This window comes from Bacillus jepli (assembly GCF_047238305.1).
GTDB lineage: Bacteria > Bacillota > Bacilli > Bacillales > Bacillaceae_L > Ferdinandcohnia.
In genome coordinates this window covers 1,274,373-1,298,439 of the sequence record NZ_JBDFMO010000001.1, presented here as the reverse complement: position 1 = coordinate 1,298,439, position 24,067 = coordinate 1,274,373, and the positions used below count along the sequence as shown (strand labels likewise).

Annotated in this window: 27 protein-coding genes; 13 read left to right on the top strand and 14 right to left on the bottom strand. The window is 39.9% G+C overall.

Annotated elements, in window-relative coordinates; translation table 11 throughout:
• The first annotated feature begins 264 nt into the window (after window positions 1–264).
• Window positions 265–2,331 carry a transglycosylase domain-containing protein gene (locus ABC371_RS06555; RefSeq protein ID WP_412896055.1) on the top strand — a complete coding sequence of 689 codons (2,067 nt, stop codon included), beginning with the start codon at window positions 265–267 and terminating at the stop codon, window positions 2,329–2,331.
• Between the two features lie 393 nt (window positions 2,332–2,724).
• Here ABC371_RS06555 and ABC371_RS06550 read toward each other — a convergent pair whose 3' ends face one another.
• Both ABC371_RS06550 and ABC371_RS06545 read right to left on the bottom strand, forming a co-directional pair.
• Window positions 2,725–3,237, bottom strand: coding sequence for a YwhD family protein (locus ABC371_RS06550; protein ID WP_136381884.1), 513 nt, complete (start codon window positions 3,235–3,237; stop codon window positions 2,725–2,727).
• Window positions 3,238–3,295: 58 nt separating this feature from the next.
• A complete protein-coding gene (locus ABC371_RS06545; RefSeq protein ID WP_412896054.1) occupies window positions 3,296–3,976 on the bottom strand; it encodes a site-2 protease family protein in 681 nt (226 codons plus the stop codon).
• Window positions 3,977–4,063: 87 nt separating this feature from the next.
• Between ABC371_RS06545 and thmT the strand changes: the two genes are divergently transcribed.
• Both thmT and ABC371_RS06535 read left to right on the top strand, forming a co-directional pair.
• Window positions 4,064–4,252 carry a 2-hydroxymuconate tautomerase gene (gene thmT / locus ABC371_RS06540; RefSeq protein WP_335394167.1) on the top strand — a complete coding sequence of 63 codons (189 nt, stop codon included), beginning with the start codon at window positions 4,064–4,066 and terminating at the stop codon, window positions 4,250–4,252.
• Between the two features lie 130 nt (window positions 4,253–4,382).
• Complete coding sequence (locus ABC371_RS06535) at window positions 4,383–5,015, top strand: LysE family translocator (RefSeq protein ID WP_412896053.1); 633 nt, start codon at window positions 4,383–4,385, stop codon at window positions 5,013–5,015.
• A gap of 45 nt (window positions 5,016–5,060) precedes the next feature.
• On the opposite strand, the gene ABC371_RS06530 is transcribed toward ABC371_RS06535, so the two are convergent.
• On the bottom strand, window positions 5,061–5,630 hold the full coding sequence (locus ABC371_RS06530; protein WP_412896052.1) for a DUF4256 domain-containing protein: 570 nt from the start codon (window positions 5,628–5,630) through the stop codon (window positions 5,061–5,063).
• 31 nt (window positions 5,631–5,661) lie between these two features.
• Complete coding sequence (locus tag ABC371_RS06525) at window positions 5,662–6,192, bottom strand: hypothetical protein (protein ID WP_412896051.1); 531 nt, start codon at window positions 6,190–6,192, stop codon at window positions 5,662–5,664.
• A gap of 115 nt (window positions 6,193–6,307) precedes the next feature.
• Between ABC371_RS06525 and ABC371_RS06520 the strand changes: the two genes are divergently transcribed.
• Both ABC371_RS06520 and ABC371_RS06515 read left to right on the top strand, forming a co-directional pair.
• Window positions 6,308–6,718: a hypothetical protein gene (locus tag ABC371_RS06520; RefSeq protein ID WP_412896050.1), complete on the top strand. Its 411-nt coding sequence runs from the start codon at window positions 6,308–6,310 to the stop codon at window positions 6,716–6,718.
• A gap of 117 nt (window positions 6,719–6,835) precedes the next feature.
• Window positions 6,836–8,137: an NCS2 family permease gene (locus tag ABC371_RS06515; RefSeq protein ID WP_412896049.1), complete on the top strand. Its 1,302-nt coding sequence runs from the start codon at window positions 6,836–6,838 to the stop codon at window positions 8,135–8,137.
• A 220-nt stretch (window positions 8,138–8,357) separates the two neighbouring features.
• Here the strand turns inward: ABC371_RS06515 and ABC371_RS06510 are convergent, their stop codons facing one another.
• From ABC371_RS06510 to ABC371_RS06500, 3 genes are all read right to left on the bottom strand, one after another.
• Window positions 8,358–8,864: a YwgA family protein gene (locus tag ABC371_RS06510; RefSeq protein WP_412896048.1), complete on the bottom strand. Its 507-nt coding sequence runs from the start codon at window positions 8,862–8,864 to the stop codon at window positions 8,358–8,360.
• A gap of 25 nt (window positions 8,865–8,889) precedes the next feature.
• Window positions 8,890–10,182, bottom strand: a complete 1,293-nt coding sequence (locus tag ABC371_RS06505; RefSeq protein WP_412896047.1) for an HD domain-containing protein — start codon at window positions 10,180–10,182, stop codon at window positions 8,890–8,892.
• 210 nt (window positions 10,183–10,392) lie between these two features.
• Entirely contained in the window at window positions 10,393–10,620 is a 228-nt protein-coding gene (locus ABC371_RS06500) for a DUF1450 domain-containing protein (RefSeq protein WP_136381893.1), read from the bottom strand.
• A gap of 494 nt (window positions 10,621–11,114) precedes the next feature.
• Here ABC371_RS06500 and ABC371_RS06495 point away from each other — a divergent pair, with 494 nt between their 5' ends.
• The gene (locus ABC371_RS06495) at window positions 11,115–11,807 is read left to right on the top strand and encodes an RsfA family transcriptional regulator (protein ID WP_412896046.1); all 693 of its coding nucleotides are present in this window, start codon (window positions 11,115–11,117) and stop codon (window positions 11,805–11,807) included.
• 55 nt (window positions 11,808–11,862) lie between these two features.
• Here ABC371_RS06495 and ABC371_RS06490 read toward each other — a convergent pair whose 3' ends face one another.
• The 5 genes from ABC371_RS06490 to ABC371_RS06470 form a co-directional block, all read right to left on the bottom strand.
• Window positions 11,863–13,443, bottom strand: a complete 1,581-nt coding sequence (locus tag ABC371_RS06490) for an ABC transporter permease (protein WP_412896045.1) — start codon at window positions 13,441–13,443, stop codon at window positions 11,863–11,865.
• A 15-nt stretch (window positions 13,444–13,458) separates the two neighbouring features.
• On the bottom strand, window positions 13,459–14,478 hold the full coding sequence (locus ABC371_RS06485) for an ABC transporter permease subunit (RefSeq protein WP_412896044.1): 1,020 nt from the start codon (window positions 14,476–14,478) through the stop codon (window positions 13,459–13,461).
• A 433-nt stretch (window positions 14,479–14,911) separates the two neighbouring features.
• Window positions 14,912–15,739, bottom strand: coding sequence for an octanoyl-[GcvH]:protein N-octanoyltransferase (lipL, locus tag ABC371_RS06480; RefSeq protein WP_412896043.1), 828 nt, complete (start codon window positions 15,737–15,739; stop codon window positions 14,912–14,914).
• A 98-nt stretch (window positions 15,740–15,837) separates the two neighbouring features.
• Entirely contained in the window at window positions 15,838–16,377 is a 540-nt protein-coding gene (locus ABC371_RS06475; protein WP_412896042.1) for a CarD family transcriptional regulator, read from the bottom strand.
• 135 nt (window positions 16,378–16,512) lie between these two features.
• Entirely contained in the window at window positions 16,513–17,046 is a 534-nt protein-coding gene (locus ABC371_RS06470) for a CarD family transcriptional regulator (protein ID WP_412896041.1), read from the bottom strand.
• Between the two features lie 141 nt (window positions 17,047–17,187).
• On the opposite strand from ABC371_RS06470, the gene ABC371_RS06465 reads away from it, so the two are divergent.
• Complete coding sequence (locus tag ABC371_RS06465) at window positions 17,188–17,616, top strand: MarR family winged helix-turn-helix transcriptional regulator (RefSeq protein ID WP_412896040.1); 429 nt, start codon at window positions 17,188–17,190, stop codon at window positions 17,614–17,616.
• Between the two features lie 162 nt (window positions 17,617–17,778).
• Here the strand turns inward: ABC371_RS06465 and pta are convergent, their stop codons facing one another.
• Window positions 17,779–18,750 (bottom strand): phosphate acetyltransferase, encoded by a 972-nt coding sequence (pta, locus tag ABC371_RS06460; protein WP_412896039.1) that lies wholly within the window; start codon window positions 18,748–18,750, stop codon window positions 17,779–17,781.
• A 297-nt stretch (window positions 18,751–19,047) separates the two neighbouring features.
• Here pta and hemQ point away from each other — a divergent pair, with 297 nt between their 5' ends.
• The 3 genes from hemQ to gerQ all read left to right on the top strand — a co-directional run bounded on the left by hemQ (window position 19,048) and on the right by gerQ (window position 20,975).
• Window positions 19,048–19,800: a hydrogen peroxide-dependent heme synthase gene (hemQ, locus tag ABC371_RS06455; RefSeq protein ID WP_412896038.1), complete on the top strand. Its 753-nt coding sequence runs from the start codon at window positions 19,048–19,050 to the stop codon at window positions 19,798–19,800.
• Between the two features lie 214 nt (window positions 19,801–20,014).
• Entirely contained in the window at window positions 20,015–20,437 is a 423-nt protein-coding gene (locus ABC371_RS06450; protein WP_412896037.1) for a cell wall hydrolase, read from the top strand.
• 52 nt (window positions 20,438–20,489) lie between these two features.
• Complete coding sequence (gene gerQ, locus ABC371_RS06445; RefSeq protein ID WP_412896036.1) at window positions 20,490–20,975, top strand: spore coat protein GerQ; 486 nt, start codon at window positions 20,490–20,492, stop codon at window positions 20,973–20,975.
• Window positions 20,976–21,199: 224 nt separating this feature from the next.
• On the opposite strand, the gene ABC371_RS06440 is transcribed toward gerQ, so the two are convergent.
• A complete protein-coding gene (locus ABC371_RS06440) occupies window positions 21,200–21,571 on the bottom strand; it encodes a DUF423 domain-containing protein (protein WP_412896035.1) in 372 nt (123 codons plus the stop codon).
• An 80-nt stretch (window positions 21,572–21,651) separates the two neighbouring features.
• On the opposite strand from ABC371_RS06440, the gene pxpB reads away from it, so the two are divergent.
• Genes pxpB through ABC371_RS06425 form a run of 3 tightly spaced genes read left to right on the top strand, consistent with a single transcriptional unit; the run spans window position 21,652 to window position 24,051 of the window.
• Window positions 21,652–22,374, top strand: a complete 723-nt coding sequence (pxpB, locus tag ABC371_RS06435) for a 5-oxoprolinase subunit PxpB (RefSeq protein ID WP_412896034.1) — start codon at window positions 21,652–21,654, stop codon at window positions 22,372–22,374.
• Window positions 22,361–23,119, top strand: coding sequence for a 5-oxoprolinase subunit PxpA (pxpA, locus tag ABC371_RS06430; RefSeq protein WP_412896033.1), 759 nt, complete (start codon window positions 22,361–22,363; stop codon window positions 23,117–23,119). The genes pxpB and pxpA overlap by 14 nt, the downstream gene beginning before the upstream one ends.
• A gap of 5 nt (window positions 23,120–23,124) precedes the next feature.
• Window positions 23,125–24,051 carry a 5-oxoprolinase subunit C family protein gene (locus ABC371_RS06425; RefSeq protein ID WP_412896032.1) on the top strand — a complete coding sequence of 309 codons (927 nt, stop codon included), beginning with the start codon at window positions 23,125–23,127 and terminating at the stop codon, window positions 24,049–24,051.
• Window positions 24,052–24,067: the final 16 nt, after the last annotated feature.

Below are 24,067 nucleotides of genomic sequence, written 5' to 3'. Positions count from 1 at the left end.
TTCTATCCCTTTATCGTTCCCTAATCCTTCAAAAAAATTGATGTTTTTGCCTAATCTTGCTACAGGCAAAAGTTGATGGATAGCCTTGGCATACGTAAAAATAGCATCCGGTTTTTCTCTCAACTGAAAAAAGTATAGATGAAACTAGCGAAAATGCAAGAAAATTTTTCATCTTTTAGCAAATAAATGTTTAGAAAGAGGGATTTTTTTTCATACTGATTGATATATGCCTAAAAAAAGAGAAAAAAAGAGAGGTGAACCCTGGTGGAGCTTATTACAAATGATCGGTTAAAAATCGCAATTAAGATTTTGCGAGCTTGTCTTTTCATAGGCTTAATCGGCTGTGCCCTTATAACGGTGTGTATTTTAGGCGTGCTTTCCTACGCAAAAACCCAGGGCGCACCTCCACTAGCTGTGCCTTTATCGACCTTATTCTACGCGGAGGATGGAACATTAATCGGAGAAGAACGCCATCAGGGTGAGACCCGTTATTGGGTATCGCTTGATGACATGTCCGAAGCTATTATTGATGCAACGGTGTCAATAGAGGACCGGAACTTTTTTGACCATAACGGTTTTGATTATAAGCGGATTGGTGGAGCGGTCCTTGCCGACATTAAAGCAATGGCAAAAGTACAAGGTGCAAGCACTATTACTCAGCAATACGCCAGAAACCTATTTTTAGAACATGAAAAAACATGGAATCGAAAACTCACCGAAGCCCTTTATACGATTCGACTGGAGCAAAATTATTCAAAGAAAGAGATTTTAGAAGGGTATTTAAATACGATCTATTATGGACATGGTGTTTACGGAATTGAAGCGGCAGCAAATTACTATTTCGGAAAAAGGGCAAGCGAACTGTCAGTTGCTGAAGCATCCATGCTTGCGGGTATTCCGAAAGGCCCGACACATTACTCACCTTTAGTAAATGAAGAAAAAGCAAAACAGCGCCAAAATGTCGTTCTTCGATCCATGGTTCAAAATGGTGTCATTTCAAATATAACGGCAGAACAAGCACGTGCTGAAGAGCTAAATTTTACAGGCAACAAAGTTGTCGGACGTGAAGACATTGCTCCTTATTTTCAGGATGCTGTAAAAAAGGAGCTGCACTCTAAATTGAAGCTCGACCAAGAAACAATTGAAACAGGCGGCTTACGTGTCTACACGACACTAAACCCAGACCTACAAAAAATTGCGGAGGAAAAAGTTGAAGACTTTGTAAAAGAAGATTCCGGGATTCAGCTTGGATTTGTTGCGATGGACCCGAAAAATGGTGAAGTTCGGGCGTTAATTGGCGGGCGGGATTACGAGGAGAGCCCTTTTAACCGGGCCATACAAGCAAAACGGCAACCTGGTTCAACCTTTAAGCCCATTTTATATTACGCTGCACTTGAGAAAGGTTACACACCGTCCACCCAAATTCGAAGCGAACTCACGACATTTTCGTATGATGATGACCGTTCAACCTATACACCGCGAAATTATAAAAATTACTATGCGAATGACTCTATTACATTGGCACAGGCGATTGCCTTGTCTGACAATGTTTACGCCGTAAAAACGCATCTTTTCCTTGGTGATGGTGAACTAGTCGACACCGCGAAAAAGGTGGGAATCAAAAGCAAGCTTCAAGATGTCCCTTCACTTGCGTTAGGGACTTCTGGGGTGAGTGTACTTGAAATGGTCAATGCTTACGCCACTTTTGATAACGGTGGGACACGACACAAGCCCATTTTTATTACGAGAGTTGAAAATTACAAGGGTGAAATCATCTATGAAAATGAGCCCAAACCTAAAAAAGTGCTTGATGAAGATCTCGCGTTTGTGACAACGCAGTTGATGACAGGGATGTTTGATGAAAAATTAAATGATTATACAGCGGTAACGGGAACTACCATTAGCGATAAACTGACCCGCTTTTATGCTGGAAAATCGGGTTCAACTGACACGGATAACTGGATGATTGGATACTCACCACAGCTTGTCGCCGGTATTTGGACGGGTTATGACAATAATGAGCCCCTGACAATTGTCGAAGAAATCCATTATGCAAAAAATATTTGGGCTGGGTTCATGGAGGAAGCTCATCAGGATATTGCACCCAAACCCTTCAAACCGACAGAAGGGGTTGTCGGGGTATATGTAAATCCGGACACCGGCTTGCTTCCTACAAAGGATTGCCCGGTTTCCAGGCTGACTTATTATAAAAAAGGAACCGAACCAACAGAATATTGTTCAAAGAGTGGGGACGTGAAAAAGGATAAACCAAAGCAAAAAGAAGAAAAAGAAAAGAAAGGCTTCTTTAAGCGCATGTTTGATTGGTTTTAATGGTGGGACATAGGGACAGGTTCCTTGTCGTCCCACGGGAGATATGAGAGTTACTTATGAAGAACGTTTTGAAGGGATTTTTCATTCAAAACGGGCTTCATCACGCTTATGAAGGACTTTTCGAGCGCGATTTCCACTCAAAATGGGCTTCATCCATCTTTCGTACGTTTAAGAATCGCAACTTCCTATGAACCATAAAAAATCAGAAAGGCAGATATGCGAAAGACACATTTAATTTAAACAAAAAAGCGAAACCCCCAGGATGTGTGATCCTGGGGGTTTCTGTGTCCTAGTTTCAATGTGTGTACATTGTAAATTTAGTGTACTTTATTTTATTAAAAAAGCTCAAGCTAAAGTACGTTTGTTCACCAAAATGTCACAATTGGAAGAGCCCTATTCGACCTTAAGCCCCTCTTTTAACTCGTCACTTGAGTTATCCCAAATTTCTTTGTTGTGGTTGATTAAAAAGTCAGCCAATAGCTTTTTGGATTTATCGTCCATAAAGTCAACCATGATGTGGCGTTTTAATGATTTATCCATTTTGTTGACATGCTCTGGTAACGATTTGTATCCACGACGGATTGAACGGTCAACTGTCATTTCACATGCTGTGACACCCGCATAATATGGTCCTTCTTCCCTTCGATCAATCGTGACCCAAACTAACCAAAATGGCTTTCCATTCGGAACGTCTTCTTTATTCGGAAGAAATTTAATTCCTTTCTCGACGACGCTTCTCGCATGCATCGCACCGACATCAACGAAAACATCTTCCTCTTCTATATCGATGAATACCGGTGAAATATTTTCAAGGCTAAGTGCCCCAATGCCATATCCTTTGTGACCATCTGTTGGATCATTTTTAATGATATTAAAAGCAACCTTTTTCTTATTTTGATCCACCATACATCCACCTTTCCCTTTTTACTCATTACCTACCATTTTATCATATGAGTGTCTGATTTTATAATTGGAGGATTGGTTGAAAGAGCGCAACCAATATTTCTGTGACACCATAAACTCCTTTATAAAGAAATGGGAACAAATATCGCCCCCCAAGTGGTGTAATGACAAGCACTAGGAATAACACAATTCCCAATCCCTCATATTGCGTCAATCTAGGACGAATCCGTGCTGGAACAAGGTCTTCAATGATGCGGTACCCATCAAGCGGCGGAAACGGCAATAGATTAAAAAGAAAAAGCATAATGTTAAGGCGTACAAATAGGTTAAAGAACCTTTCAAAACCATCTCCTACTGTCTCTGGAATGGCAGCAAACACTCCTACCCGGATAAGGATGATATAAATGAGCAAACCTAATGCTGCAACAACAAGGTTACTTAACGGGCCTGCGACCGAAACGAGAATCCCAGCAAGTCGTGGCTTTTTAAAGTAAAAACGATTTACAGGGACAGGACGTGCCCAGCCAAATCCCGCTAGAAAAATAAGGATTGTACCAAATGGGTCTAAATGAGCAATCGGGTTTAACGTTAATCTCCCCTGCCGCTTCGCCGTGTCATCGCCAAACTTGTATGCCACATAGGCATGCGAAAATTCATGAACCGTAAATGCAACCAAAAGTGAGATGACAACATACGGAATTAAGCTTACGTCATAATGTAGAAATCTACTTAATTGTTCCACCAAATTTCCCCTTCTTCTAGAAAAGTTATTATTTTCAGTATACAATACTCTTAAAGCATTATAAAACATAGATTGGAGAGATTCATTGTGCCATACGTAACAGTTAAAATGCTAGAAGGACGCACTGAAGAACAAAAAAAGGCGCTCGTTGAAAAAGTAACTGCAGCGGTATCTGAAACAACAGGAGCATCAGAAGAGAAAATTGTTGTTTTTATCGAAGAAATGACAAAAAACCATTACGCAGTAGCTGGTAAACGTTTAAGCGACCAAGAATAGAAGGTGAGAAACCCGTGGCAAACGAACCACGGGTTTTAACTTTTATTTTTAAATTTTTGTTCAATTAGCAACACCATTTATATATAATACTGAATAAGAATTACATATTGAAACAGAGGGGATGCATAAAGTGGAGAACTTTTATCTGTTTGTCTTTATGTGTGTGTTGCTGATTATTTTACCTGGTCCCGATACTGCCATTGCTACGAAAAACACTCTCACTGTTGGGAGAATCGGAGGTCTTAAAACAGCTTTAGGAACTTGTTGCGCCCTTCTTATCCATACTTCTGCTGCTGTATTCGGATTATCGGCGATCATTGTGAAGTCAGCCTTATTATTTTCTGTCTTTAAATACGTTGGGGCTATCTACTTAATCTATCTAGGGGTTAAAACATTATGGGCCTTACGGAAAAAAGAAGTAGCTGCAAGCGTGGAGATGAACACAGCAAGCCAATTTGAAAACAAATCTTGTTTTAAACAAGGATTTTTAACCAATCTCTTAAACCCTAAAGTTGCCGTCTTTTTCTTAACTTTTTTACCTCAATTCGTGGACGCTGGAAGCAATACCTTTGGACCGTTTCTTATCATGGGTTTCACCTATACGGTATTGACTGCCATTTGGTTTTTCCTTTACGTCTATTTACTTAACCAAATTAGTACTTTTATGAAAAAACCGAAAGCACAAAATATGATCGAGGGAATCACAGGTGCTATTCTGATTGGTTTTGGTATCAAACTCGCTTTGGAAAAGGCCCATCATTAATATTAAAAAAGAGGATTGTCCAAATCGTGAACAATCCTCTTTTGTTTAGATCCTAAGTACACCTCGGAACCCTCTCGCAGCATAGTAAGAATCTGCCCCATTGTGATATACAAAAACAGTGTCATAACGACGATCACAAAAGATGGCCCCACCTAGTTTTCTTATTTTATCTGGGGTTTGCACCCAACTTGATGACTTCAAATCAAATTGACCAAGCTCCTGCAATGCTCGATATTGCGCTTCTGTTAACATCTCAATGCACATGTCATTTGCCATATCAATCGCGCTATTTTCCGGTGGGAATTTCTTTCTGGACTCCAGTGCTTCCCTGTCGTAACATATACTTCTACGCCCTTTAGGACTTTCTGCTGAACAATCAACAAATATGTATTTGTCCATCTTTTCATCATACCCCACAACATCTGGTTCGCCTTCAGTTCTCTCCATCTCATTGAGCGACCATAGTTTTTCAGGATTAGCCGCTAGCTTCTCTTCAATTTTTTCCCATTCAAGCCCTTCATGACGGTGTGGATTTTTCTCAAAACGGGCTTTCAGTACTTTTACTAATTCTTCGCGTTGTTCCGATGACAACTCCTTGTTACTTTCCTTTGTCACGTTTGTTTCCTCCTATTTGTTTTTCTTATTGCTAATAAAACATAATATCATTCTGAATAAATTTCTGTTGTATTTTATTCAGTTCTTGAACATATTGTCTATTTATTTCTAGTGTTTCCTCTTCACCATTTTCCAAAATTAAATGGATTCTTTTAACGGGTTCCTGGGTTTCATTCATATAAGCTGCTTCTTTAATTTCATCCCATTTATAAATGGTTTCGGACATTGATTTCTTAAATGTAATCTCGTTATTAGAGATAAGTGTATAGTTTCCAAAACTAGCGTAATACCCCATTGCAATTGAACATACTAAAAATAGTATCCCAACATAATTCCATATTTTATTTTCAACTATCATACCAATGCAAAACACAATAAAACAACCAACAGCAATAAACATTAAGATACTTGAAATGGAAGGGGTTAAAACTAAAAAGGTGTCACCGTGTTTAAAGAAAATGTGATGGAATAAGGTAGGGCCTATAAAACCAACTATCACACCCAAGATTATACTAATGATCAATAATACTACCCAATATGCTTTATCAATTCTTTGCAACATACACTATCCCCCTAGTCATATTAGTATTTACGAATAATGATAAGGAAAAGTTTCACTTTTCTAAAAATACAAATACTGACTTGTTTTTGGGAACAATACCTAAGAGGTGGTTCAAATGTTAAAAAGTGTTTTACTTCATATCTTTATTTTTCAACTATTGTCAACAAATGTGATGGCCCAAACTCAGGAAATACAAATATTCGATATCAGTCAAGATATGGTTATAAAACATGTACCAATAAGTACCGATATCCAGCAAGAAGTTGAGTTCCTTCTTAAAGGTATCAACGGCGTATATGTTAAATACAATCCGATTCCAAATACAGGATTAATGATAAGAATTCCTTTAGAACCTACTATTATGGTGAGAAATCAATGGTTTGATGACCTAGTAGATGAAGTAACGCTTATTTTCACCGATCATGAGAGTCCATATTTAATGATGTTTGACGACGAAAACAAACCCTATTTCTTAACATTTAAAGGTGACACTATAAAATTATTGACTTTATTAAACTTTAGCTAAAACCTTTTCTAAAAAACTATCCGAAAACAATTTTAAATATGTCTTGCAGTCTTGAACAAAAACGAATATTATAGAAAAGGATTTTTTAAATCGTTCGCCTTTTGGAGGTACACAACTATGTTTAAGTTATCAGAATTAAATACAAATGTAAAAAAAGAAGTTCTTGCAGGGATTACGACCTTCTTAACAATGGTGTATGTTGTTGTCGTAAACCCCGTTATTTTATCAGATGCAGGTGTTCCGTTTGAGCAAGTATTTTTAGCAACCATAATCGCAACTGTTGTTGGAACACTTTGGATGGCACTGTTTGCAAATTATCCAATTGCGATTGCTCCAGGAATGGGCTTAAATGCCTTTTTCGCTTATTCCGTTGTTGGCGCAAATGAAAACATTACCTACCAAACGGCATTTGCCGCTGTATTTGTAGCAGGTATCATTTTTGTGATATTGTCGTTAACGCCGTTTCGTGAAAAATTAATTGAAGCCATTCCGCCAAACCTAAAGCACGGAATCACAGCTGGAATCGGTTTATTTATTGCCTTTATCGGTCTTCGACTGACTGGAATTATTACCGCACATCCAACAAATTTAGTAACTCTAGGTGATTTACACTCACCATCGGTCATTTTAGCGCTTGTCGGATTAGCGATTACCCTCATTCTCATGGCACGTAACATAAATGGCGCCTTATTTTTCGGAATGATCATCACTGCCATTATAGCTTATTTTACTGGTCAGCTTGAATTTAAAGAAGGATTGGTAAATACACCGTCACTTCCTGAAGGTTTAATTATCGCAAACCCTTTAACTGCCATAGGTGATGTAATTCAGTACGGACTATATGCTGTTGTCTTCTCCTTTTTACTCGTTACTATTTTTGATACAACAGGAACGATGATCGGGGTTGCCGAGCAGGCTGGGCTCATGAAAGGAAATGTCATGCCACGTGCTAGACAGGCCTTACTTGCGGATTCAGTAGGTACAACGGTTGGAGCGATGTTTGGAACAAGCCCTACCAGTGCGTATATTGAATCTTCAACAGGGGTGGCTGCCGGTGGAAGAACAGGTTTAACTTCAGTTACCGTTGCAGGACTCTTTATTCTAGCTGCCTTTTTTGGACCGTTAGTGAGTGCCGTTTCTGGGATTGCGGCCATTACAGCACCTACCTTAATTATTGTAGGATCTTTAATGATGGGTAGCATTAAGGACATCAGGTGGAATGAGATTGATGAAGCCTTTCCTGCATTTTTAATCATACTGAGCATGCCACTTACATCTAGTATCGCGACCGGGATTGCATTAGGCTTTATTTCATACCCATTGATGAAGGTTGTCAAAGGAAAGTGGAGAGAAGTACACCCACTCGTTTATTTATTTGCAGTATTGTTCTTCTACCAGCTTGCCTTTCTACCGCATTAAACAGCGTGTGCAAGCGAAATGAACGTCTACTAACTACTGCCACGTCCTGTGGCAAACGCAGACGTCAGAACGTCCTGTTCAAGTCCAACTAGCACAAGACGAGCCGGCCAGAAGGTCGCATTTTGACCTTCTTGACGGAACGACTTGTGACCTCGAGGGGCTAGGCGCTGGAACCGAACTAATACAAAAAACTCGGCAGATTTACCTGCCGAGTTTTCTTTTAATGTTTTACTAAATCGCGAAGAGAATCAATATATTGGTAAGCCTCGTCAATTTCTTCCTCTGTATAGCGTTGCTTTGCTTTAAGTGTAAATACTTTTTCTTTGACTTCTTCCTTATCCAGTCCCTCGAAGTATAAAACGGTGGACACCAGTTCTAAAAAGCGGGCAGACTGACTGTTTAAGGCTTGCATACAGCCATCTAATGGGGGCATGTCCAATTGATAGTGGCCTAAAAACTGTTCGCCTTTTTCAGTTAAAGAATAGCGATACTGATAATAGCCACCCTTTTTCTCTTTCACCTCATCTAAAAATCCAAGGTTACAAAGCTCCTCCACACGTAAGGTTAACTCCTCTGAGTATGGTCCGTAAAAATGGAAGTTGTACTTTTCATAAAACGGATAATCAATCTTTTTCGCAATATAAATCATTTTTTGCAGTTTTTTCCGACCTGTGATTTCCCCTGCAGCAGCGAATGCCTTCATTACTTTTGCATGTTCTGTTAACAAAACCCCTTCATCTCCTCACCCAAACTTATATACCTAGTACTTCTTTTATCTTCTCTTTGAATGTTTCTGGTAGTGTTTCAATTAAATCTTGTGGAAAATAAAGTTTATGATCGGTTCGCCTTTTACCGGAAATGGCGTCCACAATTTCAGACTGTCTTGATAACTCACGAATCTCACCATTAGGCATTAAGAGGTTAATTGGAAGTCGTTCCTCTTCTTCTCCTGGTCGATAAAAATCATATGGTAAATCAGATGATGAATCGACGACTAAATAATAAGTCGGATCAATCCCCGCTTCCTCAAAAAGCGTTCTAAGCTCCATCATCTTCATCATTTGTGTACTTGGATCAAACTCTACATATTTAAACAGATTGCGATTAAGAAAACGACGGCAAAGGTCACTTAAAATCGAATCATCCTCGTCCTGCCAAACTTGAAAATAGAAAGAGATAATTCCTTCATCAAGCTTCACATAATCCTTTAATGTTAACGTATCTTCGAAAATGGATCTAAAATGAACAGGAGCCGTTTGAAATGCGTAGTTTTCCTTATACAACTGTTTGGCACGATGGAGAATTTTCGATAAAATAACCTCTGCGCTCCGTGTAACAGGATGGAAATAGATCTGCCAATACATTTGGTATCGACTCATGATGTAATCTTCAACCGCATGCATTCCACTGCTTTTAAAAACAACCTGGTCTTCCAGTGGTCGCATCACACGCAAGATCCGCTCCATGTCAAAGTTTCCATAGCTAACGCCGGTATAATACGCGTCACGCAATAAATAATCCATACGGTCTGCGTCAATTTGACTGGAGATGAGGCTCACAACTAATTTATTTTTATATGTTTTCGCAATTACTTCGGCCACTTTTTTCGGAAAATCATCCCCAACTTGCTTAAGGACTCGATTTACCTCCGTATCCCCGACAATGATGGCCTGTGTAAATTCCTCATGATCATAATGGAATACTTTTTCAAACGAATGTGAAAATGGCCCGTGGCCAAGGTCATGCAAAAGAGCCGCACAAAGGCATAATAAGCGCTCCTCTTCATCTAAAAAAGATCGATCACGAAACACATCATCAATAATTCTTCTAACAATTTCATATACACCTAGTGAGTGGTTGAAACGACTATGCTCCGCCCCGTGAAAAGTAAAATAGGTTGTCCCTAATTGGCGAATTCGTCGTAGTCTTTGAAACTCTGCAGTTGCAACGAGCTCCCAAATCACTTGATCCTGAACATGTACGTAACTATGTACAGGGTCTTTAAAAACCTTTTCTTCACTTAATTTCCCATTGGAATTTGTCATCTATTCAACCTCTTCCATACTGGCATGCTATTATTATATCTATTTATTTCTGACAAAAAAACCTAAAATTCACCAAAAATCGGTTTAACCAAGTCATATCAATGGTTGGAAAATTTTTCGACATGAATAAAAGTTTCGAGGAAGGATTTGGAATATCCTGCTTTCGGAGTATAAAAAATCACCTTTTCTCTTAAAGAGAGAAAGGCGATATTAGTCCATTTTAAGCTTCTTTTTAATCTTTTCGATTAATTCATCTTCTGTAGGAGCTGATACCGGACGATTGTTAACAAATGTGAATGATTTTTTTCTACCTGGGCCGCAGTATGATTGGCACCGAATGTCAATTGTTGCCTCTCCATCAACTTCCTTTAAGCGTGGCACTAAGGTTTTGATATTGGTTGCCTGGCAATCATCACAAATGCGAAATTCGTTTGCCATTTTGCGTACAATCCTTTCATCTTGTAAATTCTAAATGGATTCATATTTGAACCGGTCATGTTTAGCATGCCGATTTAGCTATTTAAATACACTAAACGGTATTTTACTCCTCCCCTACAGTATTTGCAAGGGAACAAAATAAGTTTCAAAAAATCTCCACAAGTACGAGTTTGCGATATTGAAATATTTTTAAGTAAATTAATCTATTATCCTTTTTATGATTTTGGTATAAAGTTTGAAACAATTGACCAATATATGTAATAACCTAACGGCAATATCAAATACGCCTTTGCGTATTTACGCCCAGATTTTTTCGCGCTATCGCGAAAAGTTTCCTTTGAAAATCTGCGGCATCCGCCGGAGGCATCAACTTTATTCAGCCGTGGGATGAACCACTACAACAGTTTATACTCTTCCTGCACTCATCCTCCACTATATTAGTAGAGGACTTCTGCTGAATAAAGTTAAACGTATATATTGGGAGATGAATCAATATGAAGGAAAGACAAGACGCTTGGACAGAGGAAAATGACCTCTTATTAGCTGAAACTGTACTAAAACACGTTAGAGAGGGTAGTACGCAATTAAATGCATTTGAAGAGGTTGGCGACCGATTAAATCGTACTTCTGCTGCATGTGGTTTCCGTTGGAACGCGGTTGTGCGCCATAGCTATGAGAAGGATCTACAACTAGCAAAAAAGCATCGGAAACAACGCCAACGTGCGCTCGGTAAGAATCAGCCTGTGAAAAAACAACTTTTGTATACACCACCAACACCAAGTCTCGAAGAATTTGCGGACGAGTTTCCGCTATTTACATCTGAATCTACCAGTGTTCGTCAGGAAGTGAAGACGCCACAATACTCTACTCCTAAACCAACATTAACAATGGATTCCGTGATTTCCTACCTTCAATCCATGGGCAGCACAAGTCTCGGAATGGAAGCACTGAAATCGGAGAATGAGAGATTGAAAAAAGAAAAGAATGAGATACTTCGTAAAAATGAAGAACTACAAAAGAAAATTACTCAGCTTGAACAAAGCGCAGTGAACATCCAAGAAGATTACGAAACACTAATGAAGATTATGAATCGTGCACGAAAGCTCGTCTTATTCGAAGAGGAAGAACGTCCTGCTAGTACTTTTAAAATGGACCGCAATGGCAATTTGGAGAAGATGGCGGAATAAATCAAAGGAACCCCTGACTGTTTGTGTAACCTGACAGTTCAGGGGTTTGAATCTTTTATCGGTAGCCGATTTCGATTTCGACTTGTTCGACTATCTTTTCCGGTGTTATGTGCATAATAACTGCCAGTTCACCTAAACCATAGTCAGTGTTTATCCAATGATAGCTGTCTTTCAACATGGTACTTGTTACATTATAAATGTATTCACTATCATTTTTGTGCCATTCATTTTTTATCGTAGCATCAGTTGGCAAATGATCGAGGATTAACTGGTAGGCTTCGTTCACTGTTGAAACGGGTTCTTTAAATGTGATCATGGGTTTCTCACATCTTCCCGTTCCAATTGTCCTACACCTCAATGTTAATGTTTCAGTATCAAAATCTCGATCCGTTTTTTTCACCATCTGGGACTCAAGGAATTCTAGCTTATCATAATACCCACCTTTTGTTGTGGTTGCTATCGTCTTTGCCTCAAGTGTTTCATTGTAATAGGTATACATCCCATCACCATATGGGTCATCTTCATTGATTTCCTCTTCCTCTCCTACTTCTATCTCTTCCTCAACTGGCGCATCTGCTTCAGTTGAATTATTCATAGTACCGGTTAAAATAATAGTGCTTATAGCTGCCACAAACACAACAAGTGTTATTACACCCACCATTTTACTTGCAACCAACGCCTCGCCTACTCGTTCAGCTACTCGGTGCACGACCCTATTTTTCCCACTCGACATCTGCCTTTCAAACAACTTCCTGAACCCTTCACTTAGCAATTGGAATGTTAGAAGGAGTATCGTTAGGGCTATCGCCGGGAATAACGGAATCCACACAGCTTTCATTACCTCGTATCGTGCCGCCGACAATAACCCTGGCCAGGTAAACAATCCTGTTAAAGAGTTATATCCAGCTTCATCATGAAAAACCCCACCACCAGGAATAAATTCAATCGCATGCTCAATAAAGTATTGGAATATGGCAAGCTGTCCTAATAATAAAGTGACCCTCGCCAAATCATTAAAGAAGTTGACGACCAAACTCTGGGCAACGGAGGGCAGATAATGCATCACTGATAATTGAAACGGGGTACTCCCCACCGTCACGCTTGCTTGGACAAACTCTTTTTGAGACACCTCATAAATTTCATGTGCAAAAATATAGCTAACCCTTCCGACTTCGATGAGCGCTAATAATAGGACATTCCAATACACAGCGTTTTCAAGCCCGTCTGTCTGGAAAATTTCCAATAGTAAAATCGCTGCAAAAATCGTGGGGATACTTCCAAACAAGGAGTACCAACCATTGGAAACCATGTAAGCAATACCTTTTTTCGTGGAGGCCAAAAAAGCCATTGGAATCGCAATGATGTAGCGAATCAATGTGATTAACACAATAACTTTTAGCGTGTCCTTTGCTCCAAGAATAAGCATACTTAAGATGTCCCTGGCTTCACGATCTGTTCCAAGTGGATCTTCCTTTGAAGGTGGGAATGGCGCCCTTCCAAGTTCACCTCCATCGTAAAATCTCATTCTATGCTCGGGAGGAGTGTGCTCAATAAACGAAAACTGTGGTCCAACAAAGCTAATAAATAACATGAGTCCAAAAAGTATTAAACCTGTCCAAAGCGACCAATTTTTCATAAGCGCTCCTCCTTCCTAGTATCCTACCTTTAAGTACGAAATAATAAAAAGCACAAAAACCCAAATAAAGGAATATTGAACAATCACTTTTGCAATTCGGGTCCAAACGTTACGCTTCTCTATTTCGTACTTGTTTTGCCAAATTACACTAACGATTTGGGTGATGAATAGAAGCAAGACAAAACAGAAAGAAATTTCTACGATTAAACCTATTTCCGGATAATCTGCATAGGGTTGGCTTAGTGGAATTTTTAAATTCAACCGATTAATCGATAACATCATTCGCCAAGCAGCACCCTTATATGCCATCAGCCACTCAACAATTAATAGATTGGAAACGACATACGTCATGACAACACCAATATGCTGTAAGATCGAGCGAATGCATTTTTTCAGGATGTGCTTATGTATAACAAACCTCTGAGTTAATCCTTTTGCACGGGCATATTGGATATACATCTCCCCATCCTCACTGGCAAGGGCAGTAAACGTAATTCTAGCAAAATACATCATAGGGTATAGAGATACAAGAATCCCCGGCAAAATAAAGTTAAACCACTGGTCATGACCAAATACGTCGATAAAATTAAAGTGAATCATAATCACCCATTGGAGAACGATAATCATAAAAAAATCTGGTAAAGAATTGAGCATCGAGGTTACCCCTGTCCCAAAAAAATTCAGGTATGTATAACGATTTCGATAATCAAAGATCCCCTTTGCTATCCCCAAAGAAACCGCTAACAAAAAAGCTGTTGCAATTACTGATAAACTTCGTGGAAAATATTCAAGGACGATCCCTTCATACGGCTCCTTATTTTTTGTTGCACCAAGACTTCCTTCGGTTTGTAGATTGCTGATTAATTGCTTGATTGTATCCCAGCTCTCAGAAACAGGTAGCATTGTTTTAATCGTTGAGAAAAACTTTGCAACATCCCTCTCCCCTAAAAAATAAGCAATCCCAAGAACAACAAGGCCGAAGTAAAGAATCGAAATCACATCTCGCCCACTAAACACTCTTACTCTTTTAAGCAACCAAATCCCCCCTTACCAAACTTCCAACTGTAAAAAACAGGAACATATACCTATAGACTACCATATATGTTATTTTCAGAAAATAACCATTAAATGAGACGTAAGAACCTACTGAAAGGTTTCAGCGACTCGGGAACTTTAATGGGGAAAATTATGTGGAGTTACAAAAGTCTGGCTTTGGGCGTAAATACGCGGGAGTGACGTATATTTGGGGGACTTGACGCAAATATCTGGAATTCGACGCAAATATTCGAACCTTGACGCATGTGCCCGACTATGGAGCAATTATCATTTTTAAAATGCAATTCCGTCCTGCTATAGCGCAATTATCAAAATCAAAGCGCATTTCCAGCCAACTAAAGCGCAATTACCCACGCACCCTATCCTATTTTTAACACAAAAAAGGGACCAGGAGAACCGTCCCCCTGGACCCTTATAATACCTTGTTATTCCGTTCGAGCACTCGCAAAAGGTTCTGTTCAAATAATGGCATTTCTTCTTCGGTAAGTTGTGAAGCGAAGATTTTTTCACTTTCGGTTTTTAGTGTTTGAAGTAGTAGCAGCATGACATTTTGTACAGTAAGGTTAGGGTCAATCAATTCTGCTAAGGACGCCATTGTTTCAGGCTTTACACCCGGATAGACAAATTTCGTCTCTGCCCCTTGCAGGCCCACCTCGTAAAATTGGCGAATGATTTCCGCGCGCTCTGCTCCACTACCGGTCACACCTAAATAAATTTGGACCGCCACCCCGTTACGAAGGCGACGTTGGGAGATCCCTGCAAACTTTTTCCCATCTATACTTAAATCATAGCTTCCAGGACAATATGAACCGACAACCTCACGTGCTACAATGTCGACTTCATAGCCTTCGAGCATTTTTCGAATCAACTCAAGCATTGTATCGTAGCCACGGTTGATATCAATGCCTTTTTCTGTTTCAGGAAAGATAAGCGAGATGTTCAGTACTCCCTCATCAAGAACCACGGCTAGACCACCTGAATTCCGTACGATTGCACGATAGCCCATTGATTCAAGGAGCTCTATCCCCTCCTCAAGAAAGGGGAGTTTCGTATCCTGAATCCCAAGCACAATGGTCTGATGGTGAACCCATGCACGTGCAGTAGCTGGCGAAGCTCCTTTTCCTACAAATGAACAAAGCGTGTCATCTATCGCAAATGATTGTAATGCATCAAATTGATAGCCTAGGCTAGATTGATCTATAATCCGCCAGCTTGGCTGGTGTAAGAGACTTTCAGTCATACGTCATACTCCTATTACATAAAAAGTACTTTTTTATATTCGTAAATGAACCCTAAAAAACCAGGCGTTGCCTGGTTTTAACATTCCCTATTTTACCGTTAATTGACGAAATTTGCTACCTCGTGATGAGAGGTCTTGCTCATTTTGTGGGCGATCATCCGATTAATATCTTTCTCGATGGCCTTAACCGTCGTATCCAACGTAATGGCTAACTCTTTAAAAAGTATTTTTTGAATATGAAGAAGAAGTCTACGGTCATGTTCAGATAACTTCTTATCAATCATTTCAAATTCATATTTTTTACTCATTAATGTATTTAAAATACTCGAAATTTCTTTTCTGTCACCAGATGAAGCTATATCAGAATATGTTCTATGGCGTTCCGATCCATTGTCAATCCACTGAATTCCCGGTAGCTTAAACGAGTCCAAAATCTCCTCCGACTCACTTTTCCCAATAATGCCTCGCATTAAAATGCGGTCGTTGTCTACTGGGTTTTGGATCGTTAAAGTGCTATCCTCAATTGGGCTCATTATATAATAGTTTCGAGTAACCCCAGAATATGTTTTTTCACATATATCATCGATTCGGCAGATTCCCATATTCGAATAAATCACTAGATCCCCAATGTTAAACATGTACCATGCTCCTATCCAACGGATTGTCAACTTAGTTGACTATACTCATCATACTCTATTTTACACAAAATGTCAACTTGGTTGACATTAAAGTGTTTCATCACTAAGGATTTCCAGAAAGACAATCCCTTCACTTTACTTTATCGTTACCCCTTCACTTAATAAAAGACCAATCTTATTTTTAATGTTTCTATCTACCTCACTCGCTATTTTCTCAAACGTAGTGTCCAATGAAATAGCTAACTCTTTGTACAAGATATTTTGAATATGTAGAAGAAGTCTGCGGTCGGGTTCACCTAATTTTTTATCGGCCAACTCCACTTCATATTTCCTACACATCAATGTATTTACAATCCCCGCGATTTCCTTTCGATCGCCAGACATCACGATCTCGTGATAGATTTTCTTTCGGTCATTACTTTTTTCAACCCAAGCAATTCCAGTACGTTTAAAGGATTCTAGCATATTTTCTGCATCCTGACGGTTAATAATTCCTAACATAAGGACTTTCTCATTATCAACTGGATTACGGATAGTTAGGTTTTTCTCTTCAATTGGGTGTAAAATATAATATTTTCGGGTCCTACCGTAATATGTTTCATCACAAATCTCATTTATTTTACAAATTCCAAGAGATGAATAGATAACCAAATCCCCAACTTTAAACATTCTTATTACCCCCATCCCGACGATTGTCAACCAGGTTTACAATCTTTAATTTACCTTTTGTTTTACATTTTGTCAACTTAGTTGACAACTTTAATCGTTTTATGTATAGTAATGACGATTATAAAAACGGGAGTGGAATGTATGGATCCTGTACTTCAACAATTAGATGTAATTGACCTTATAAGTGAAAGGCATGGTCAACTTCGCGGTATTGCAGAAAAATTATGGAACGAAACGAGCGACATTGCGATTTCAAATTCCGAATGGTACATCATGTCGAGAATATATAAAAAGCAACCAACGATTGCATATGTGTCAAAAAATGTAGACATCTCAAGACAGGCTACTCATAAGTTTATAAAAAATATGAAGGCTAAAGGGCTCGTTAACGTAATGGATGTCGAACACAATCGGAAGGAAAAATCAATCGAACTCACACCATTTGGTGAGGAATGCTACGAGAAAAATGAGTCTCTTAAAGCGAAGATTGAAAAGCAACTAGCTGAAAAAATCGGAGAAGATCAAATTGAACTTCTGAAAAACGTATTAAAAATGGATTGGGGACTCTAATTTATTTATTTTAAGGGCCCGGGATGAGGATTTACTGCCACTATTTCTGAAATACTGCTACTAATTCAAAAATACTGCCACTAATTAAGATTTACTGTCACTAGCCCCCAAATAAACAACCACAAAAAATGGCCATGTTCTCGACATGGCCATTTCTCATACCTATAAAGCTTGTGCTGCTGTGATTAAAGCAAGCTTATACACATCTTCATCATTACATCCACGGGAAAGGTCGTTTACCGGCTGATTTAAGCCCTGTAAAATAGGACCGACCGCTTCAAAGTTTCCAAGGCGCTGTGCAATTTTGTACCCGATATTACCCGCTTCAAGACTTGGGAAGACAAATACATTTGCGTCACCCTTAATCACGGAATCTGGTGCTTTTTTCTTCGCAACAGATGGAACGAATGCCGCATCAAACTGGAATTCTCCGTCCAATACCAATGCTGGATTCATTTCTTTTGCAATCTTTACTGCGTCTACTACCTTTTCCGTTTCAGGAGATTTCGCAGATCCCTTTGTTGAGAAGCTTAACATTGCCACTCTTGGCTCAATATCGAACATTTCTGCTGTATTGGCACTCTCGATTGCGATTTCCGCTAAATCCTGGCTGTCTGGTGCAATATTGATCGCACAATCCGCAAATACATATTTTTCATCTTCACGAACCATGATGAACACACCAGAAGTCTTTTTCACACCTTGTTTTGTTTTAATGATTTGAAGAGCAGGGCGAACTGTATCTGCAGTAGAATGTGCCGCACCACTTACAAGTCCGTGTGCCTTACCTGTGTATACAAGCATCGTTCCAAAGTAGTTCTCATCCTTAAGAATTTTACGTGCATCCTCTTCAGTTGCTTTTCCTTTACGTCTTTCCACAAATGAAGCAACAAGTTGATCGAACTCTGGGTAGGATTGCGCATCATAGATTTCCACACCATCAAGTGAAACGCCTACTTCTTTTGCTTTGCTTTCAACTGCAGATTTTTCACCAATAACGACTGGTACAAGTACCTTTTCACTTGCTAAACGGCTTACTGCTGTTAAAATACGTTCATCTAGTCCTTCTGGAAATACAATTTTCATGTCCTTCCCAGATACCTTTTCTTTTAATTGAGTAAATAAATCGCTCACTATTATTCCTCCTAAATCTAGTGCATTTCCATGCATTTATGTAAATTGGGGTATCCTCACCCTGCAAAACTGCCAACCATAAGGATACGGCTTTTTTCACAAAATGAAAACTAAAAAGCTTTATAAATCCTGTGACAGTATTATGACACTATCTTCAATTTTCCCAACAACCATACAAATTACTCACTCTTGCTTATGTTCACAAAATTGTTCCGAGTTTACTAAGTTGGCTATAGGAGAAACTATGATATAGTAGTGGTTGAATACATAATCAATGTTATACGAGGAGTGATAGTAATGGCGGAAGCAGCACAAACGCTTGATGGCTGGTATTGCCTTCATGATTTCCGTTCGATTGATTGGACATCTTGGAAGACCCTTTCAAGTGACGAGCGCCAAGCAGCAATTCACGAATTTCTGGGTCTAGTGGAGAAGTGGAATAAGACACAAAGCGAAAGCCAAGGAAGTCATGCATTATACACAATTGTTGGTCAAAAAGCTGACTTCATGATGATGATCCTTCGTCCAACAATGGAAGAGTTAAATGAAATCGAAAACGAATTCAACAAAACAAAGCTAGCTGAATACACAATTCCTACTTATTCTTACGTTTCCGTTGTTGAATTAAGTAACTATGTGGCAGGCGAAAGCAAAGAGGATCCATACCAAAATCCTTATGTACGTGGACGCTTATATCCAATCCTTCCAACAAACAAATATGTGTGCTTCTATCCAATGGACAAGCGCCGTGAGGGCAATGACAACTGGTACATGCTTTCAATGGAAGAGCGCAAGGAGCTTATGCGAAGCCACGGTATGATTGGCCGTCAATATGCTGGAATCGTAAAACAAATCATTACTGGCTCTGTTGGCTTTGATGATTACGAATGGGGCGTAACCTTATTCTCTGACGATGTACTTCAATTCAAAAAGCTCGTCTATGAAATGCGTTTTGACGAAGTAAGTGCACGTTACGGTGAATTCGGTGCATTCTTTGTAGGAAACATTTTAACCGAAGAAAAAATTCCACAATTTTTACACATAAACTAAAAAAAGAGAGGGCTTCCTCTCTTTTTTTTCATCCATATTCATAATCCTTTTTCCTCTCTCATACAATTCATTGATGAATCCACAAAACATATCCACCAGAAATCTAATAGTATATCCCAAAAACGAATCAAAAAGTAGGAACCCATTTTTCACCTTATCAATACGTTAATAAAGAGACTTTCGACATGTCTTCTTTTTTAAGTGAGGTGAAAAAATGGCAGTCGTTGCGCACACGGAGGAAGATGTAAAGCTATTAGCAAGGCTGTTGCGAGCTGAGGCTGAAGGCGAAGGCAGGCAAGGCATGCTATTAGTAGGGAATGTTGGGGTAAACCGTACGAGATCTCGTTGCCTGGATTTTAAAGACATTAACAGCATTCGAAAAATGGTCTTTCAAAGTCCTGGAGGCTTTGAAGCAACGCAAAAGGGCTATTTTTACCAGGCCGCTCGACCAACGGAGATCGCACTTGCTCGAAGGGTACTAAAAGGGGAAAGATTTCACCCTGCCAGGTTTTCATTATGGTTTTTTCAACCATCAGGAAGCTGTCCGGCACAATGGTATAACCAGGGGAACGTAGGACGGTATAAAGCACATTGCTTCTACCAACCTACTCAGGAGGATTGTCCTGGCGTGTTTTAAGGCAATTCGCCTTTTAGAAAGAAAGTAAAACATAATCTGAGGAGGGCTTACATTGAGTAAAGACAATCAACAATCGCAAAATCCATATGAAGCTTACGGGTATAACCCTCAAAGCTATGGGCAGTATGGATTCTACATGGATCCACGCCAATTCGGATATACGTATCCGACTCAACAGCAACAAGGGGGCTTTCAGGTACCACAAACACCAACTTTCGCTCAAACGGGTGGTATCGCGCAAAATATACCAGGTATGCTTCCACTTGAAGAATCCTATATCGAGAACATTCTACGCCTGAACAAAGGAAAGCTTGCAACTGTTTACATGGGCTTTGATAACACGAACCAACAAAAGGTATTCAAAGGGCTTATTGAAGCAGCAGGACGTGACCACTTGATTTTAAGTGATCCACAAACAGGCGTGCGCTACCTATTATTAATGGTGTACCTACAATACATTACATTTGACGAAGAAATCGAATATCAATATCCATTTGGCGGTGGAGGCCAAGGCCTAGTCTCTTACCCACCACGCTAAAAAGAAAGGAGTGTCCGTGGACGCTCCTTTTCGCATTATTGTCTAGCTTCAGGCGCCATCGGCTCTCTGGTCTAAGCCAATCGCTTCGGAAGGTAAAATGCACCTTCTGTCAGCGCTTGTCTTATGCTTGTACTTGCACAGGATGTGCTGACATCGACGTTCGCCACAGGACGTGGCGGTAGTTAGTCGATGTTCCGCTACCAAGGCGCCTTGCGCTTTTCTCATTATAAATGTTTTACGGCAGCCACCATCAATAAAACCCAGCCTAGCAAAAAGGCTACGCCACCAAGTGGAGTGATGGCACCTAGTATTTTAATTCCAGATACACTCAATACGTACAAGCTTCCTGAGAATAAAATAATCCCAACAAACAAACTCCAACCGGCAGTTGTAATCATGCTTACCTGTGAAAACTTGTCCGCTAAAAACGCTACAACAAACAAGCCAATGGCATGAAACATTTGATATTGTACAGCTGTGTTCCATGTTTTTAAATATTTTTCGGTTATCTTACCTTCTAGTCCATGCGCACCAAAAGCACCAAGTGCAACCGCCAAAAACGCATTAATCGCTCCCAATATTAAAAATAGTTTCATTTCGTTCTCCATCCTTTTTTGAAAATTCCTATTTCATTTTAACATATTCGATATAAGATAGTAGTAAGAGGTGTTTTGTTATGGACCTAGACATTTTACCTGTCGGAGATATGGCCCTGCAGATTTTCTACAACAGACCGGCATCCAAAAACTTGCAGAGACAAATTCAGCTAACAACTAAACAAATTGAAAAACTGAGGTTACAAGGAGTCATCGAGCTTGTCCCTGCTTTTCAGTCTATCACGATTTACTATAATCCCATTCTCACTTCCTATAAAAATCTTTCTGAGCAGGTTTCAGAGATTTGCAGAGAAATATCTCCAATCGAGAACGCCACTTTAAAAGAGGTAATCGTGATTCCAACCTGCTATGACGGGGAGGACCTTGAGAATGTGGCTCTTAGTTCAGGGCTATCAACGGAAGAAGTCATATCCATACATAGCGGTGTTGACTACCTCGTTTATATGATTGGCTTTTTACCTGGCTTCCCTTATTTAAAAGGGCTTCCAAATAGGCTTGCAACGCCACGTCTTTCAACCCCTAGACTTAAAGTTCCTAAAGGGGCAGTTGGCATCGGCGGTGACCAAACTGGCATTTATCCACTCGAATCACCAGGAGGGTGGAATCTCATTGGTAGAACGCCGGTACCACTATTTGATCCTAAAAAAAGCGAACCATTTTTACTGAAAGCAGGGGACTTTCTACGTTTTACACCGATATCGGCTGATGAATATCAGGAAATTGAAAATCTCGTAAACGAAAATCGATACAAGGTCGAGGTGAAAATAATTGAAAACGATTGATTTGAATTGTGATTTAGGAGAAAGCTTTGGGGCGTATAAAATAGGCAACGATGAACACGTTTTGCCACATATTTCGAGTGCCAATATTGCTTGTGGATTTCATGCGGGCGACCCCCATGTGATGAATCAAACCGTTCAGCTTGCGAAAAATTATGGCGTTGCCATCGGTGCCCACCCTGGGTTTCAGGACCTTGCAGGATTCGGCAGAAGAGCCATGGCTGTATCGCCGTCTGATGTCTATGATCTCGTTCTCTATCAAATTGGGGCTATTTCTGCTTTTTGCCAGGTTTATGATGTGGAGCTCACACATGTAAAGCCACACGGAGCACTTTACAACATGGCTGCGGTTGATATCAACTTAGCTGAGGCCATTGCAAAGGTCATCGCCAATTTTGACCCTACACTTGCGTTATATGGTCTTGCCGGTAGCAAACTAATCGAAGCAGGGGAAAAATACGGACTAAAAACGGTGTCCGAGGTATTTGCGGATCGAACCTATCAACCTGATGGAACCTTAACACCAAGAACCGAGTCAAACGCCGTTATTCATGACAGTAATGAATCCATCAGACAGGTCCTGCAAATGGTGAAAGAACAAACCGTCCAAACGATTACTGGCGAAGTCATTCCCATCAAAGCAGACTCGATTTGCGTTCATGGAGACAACTCCCACGCCCTCCAATTTGTACAACAATTACGGCATGCATTAACCAATGAAGGCATCACAATTAAGGCAATCAGGTGATTAAAATGGGACAACCACTTTTTACCGTCCTTAAAAAAGGGCTATATACCACTTTTCAAGACTTAGGTCGCTATGGGTATCAACAATTTGGAGTTGTCACAAGTGGAGCAATGGATTCATATTCAAGCCAACTTGCGAATATTCTTGTCGGCAATTCGAAGGGTGAAGCTGTCCTTGAAATGACCATGCTTGGACCAACATTACGTGTTGAGGCAGACACAATTTCGATCGCAGTATGTGGGGCTGATTTAAGCATGACCGTTAACGGAAATAAAGCTCCGTTATGGAAATCCTTTGCCGTGAAAAAAGGGGACATGATCCGGTTTGGGAAACCAGTCTCAGGTAACCGTACATACTTAGCGGTGTCTGGTGGTTTTCATGCTGAGGAAGTACTCGGAAGCAAATCGTATTACCCGAAGGCAAAGCTTGGAACAGAGATCAAAGATGGGGACATTCTTTACGGAACTAGCAATCGTTTCCGAAAAAATATCGGGCTCTTACGTCATTTTATTCCAACGTTTGAAAAAGAGGTTACAGTCCGTGCCATTCCGGGGCCACATGAGGATTATTTTACAGAGAATACGATCGAACAATTCTTCACAGATCGGTATCGAGTTGTTCAAGGGGATAGAATGGGCTATCGATTACAGGGGACAACGCCGTTAAAGCATAAAGACAAAGCTGAAATCCCATCTGACGCCATCCCGCTTGGTGGCATCCAGGTTCCAAGCAGTGGTGAACCGATCATCTTATTAGCCGATCGACAAACGACAGGAGGCTATCCACGAATTGCAACTGTCATTTCTGTTGATATTTATAAAATTGCGCAACTGGCACCCGGTGGAACAATTCGCTTTGAGCGCTGCAGGATCGAAACAGCGCATGAACTCTACAGAAAAAGAGAAAAATTTCTTAAAAACCTCCAGGGATAACGTCACCCTGAAGATT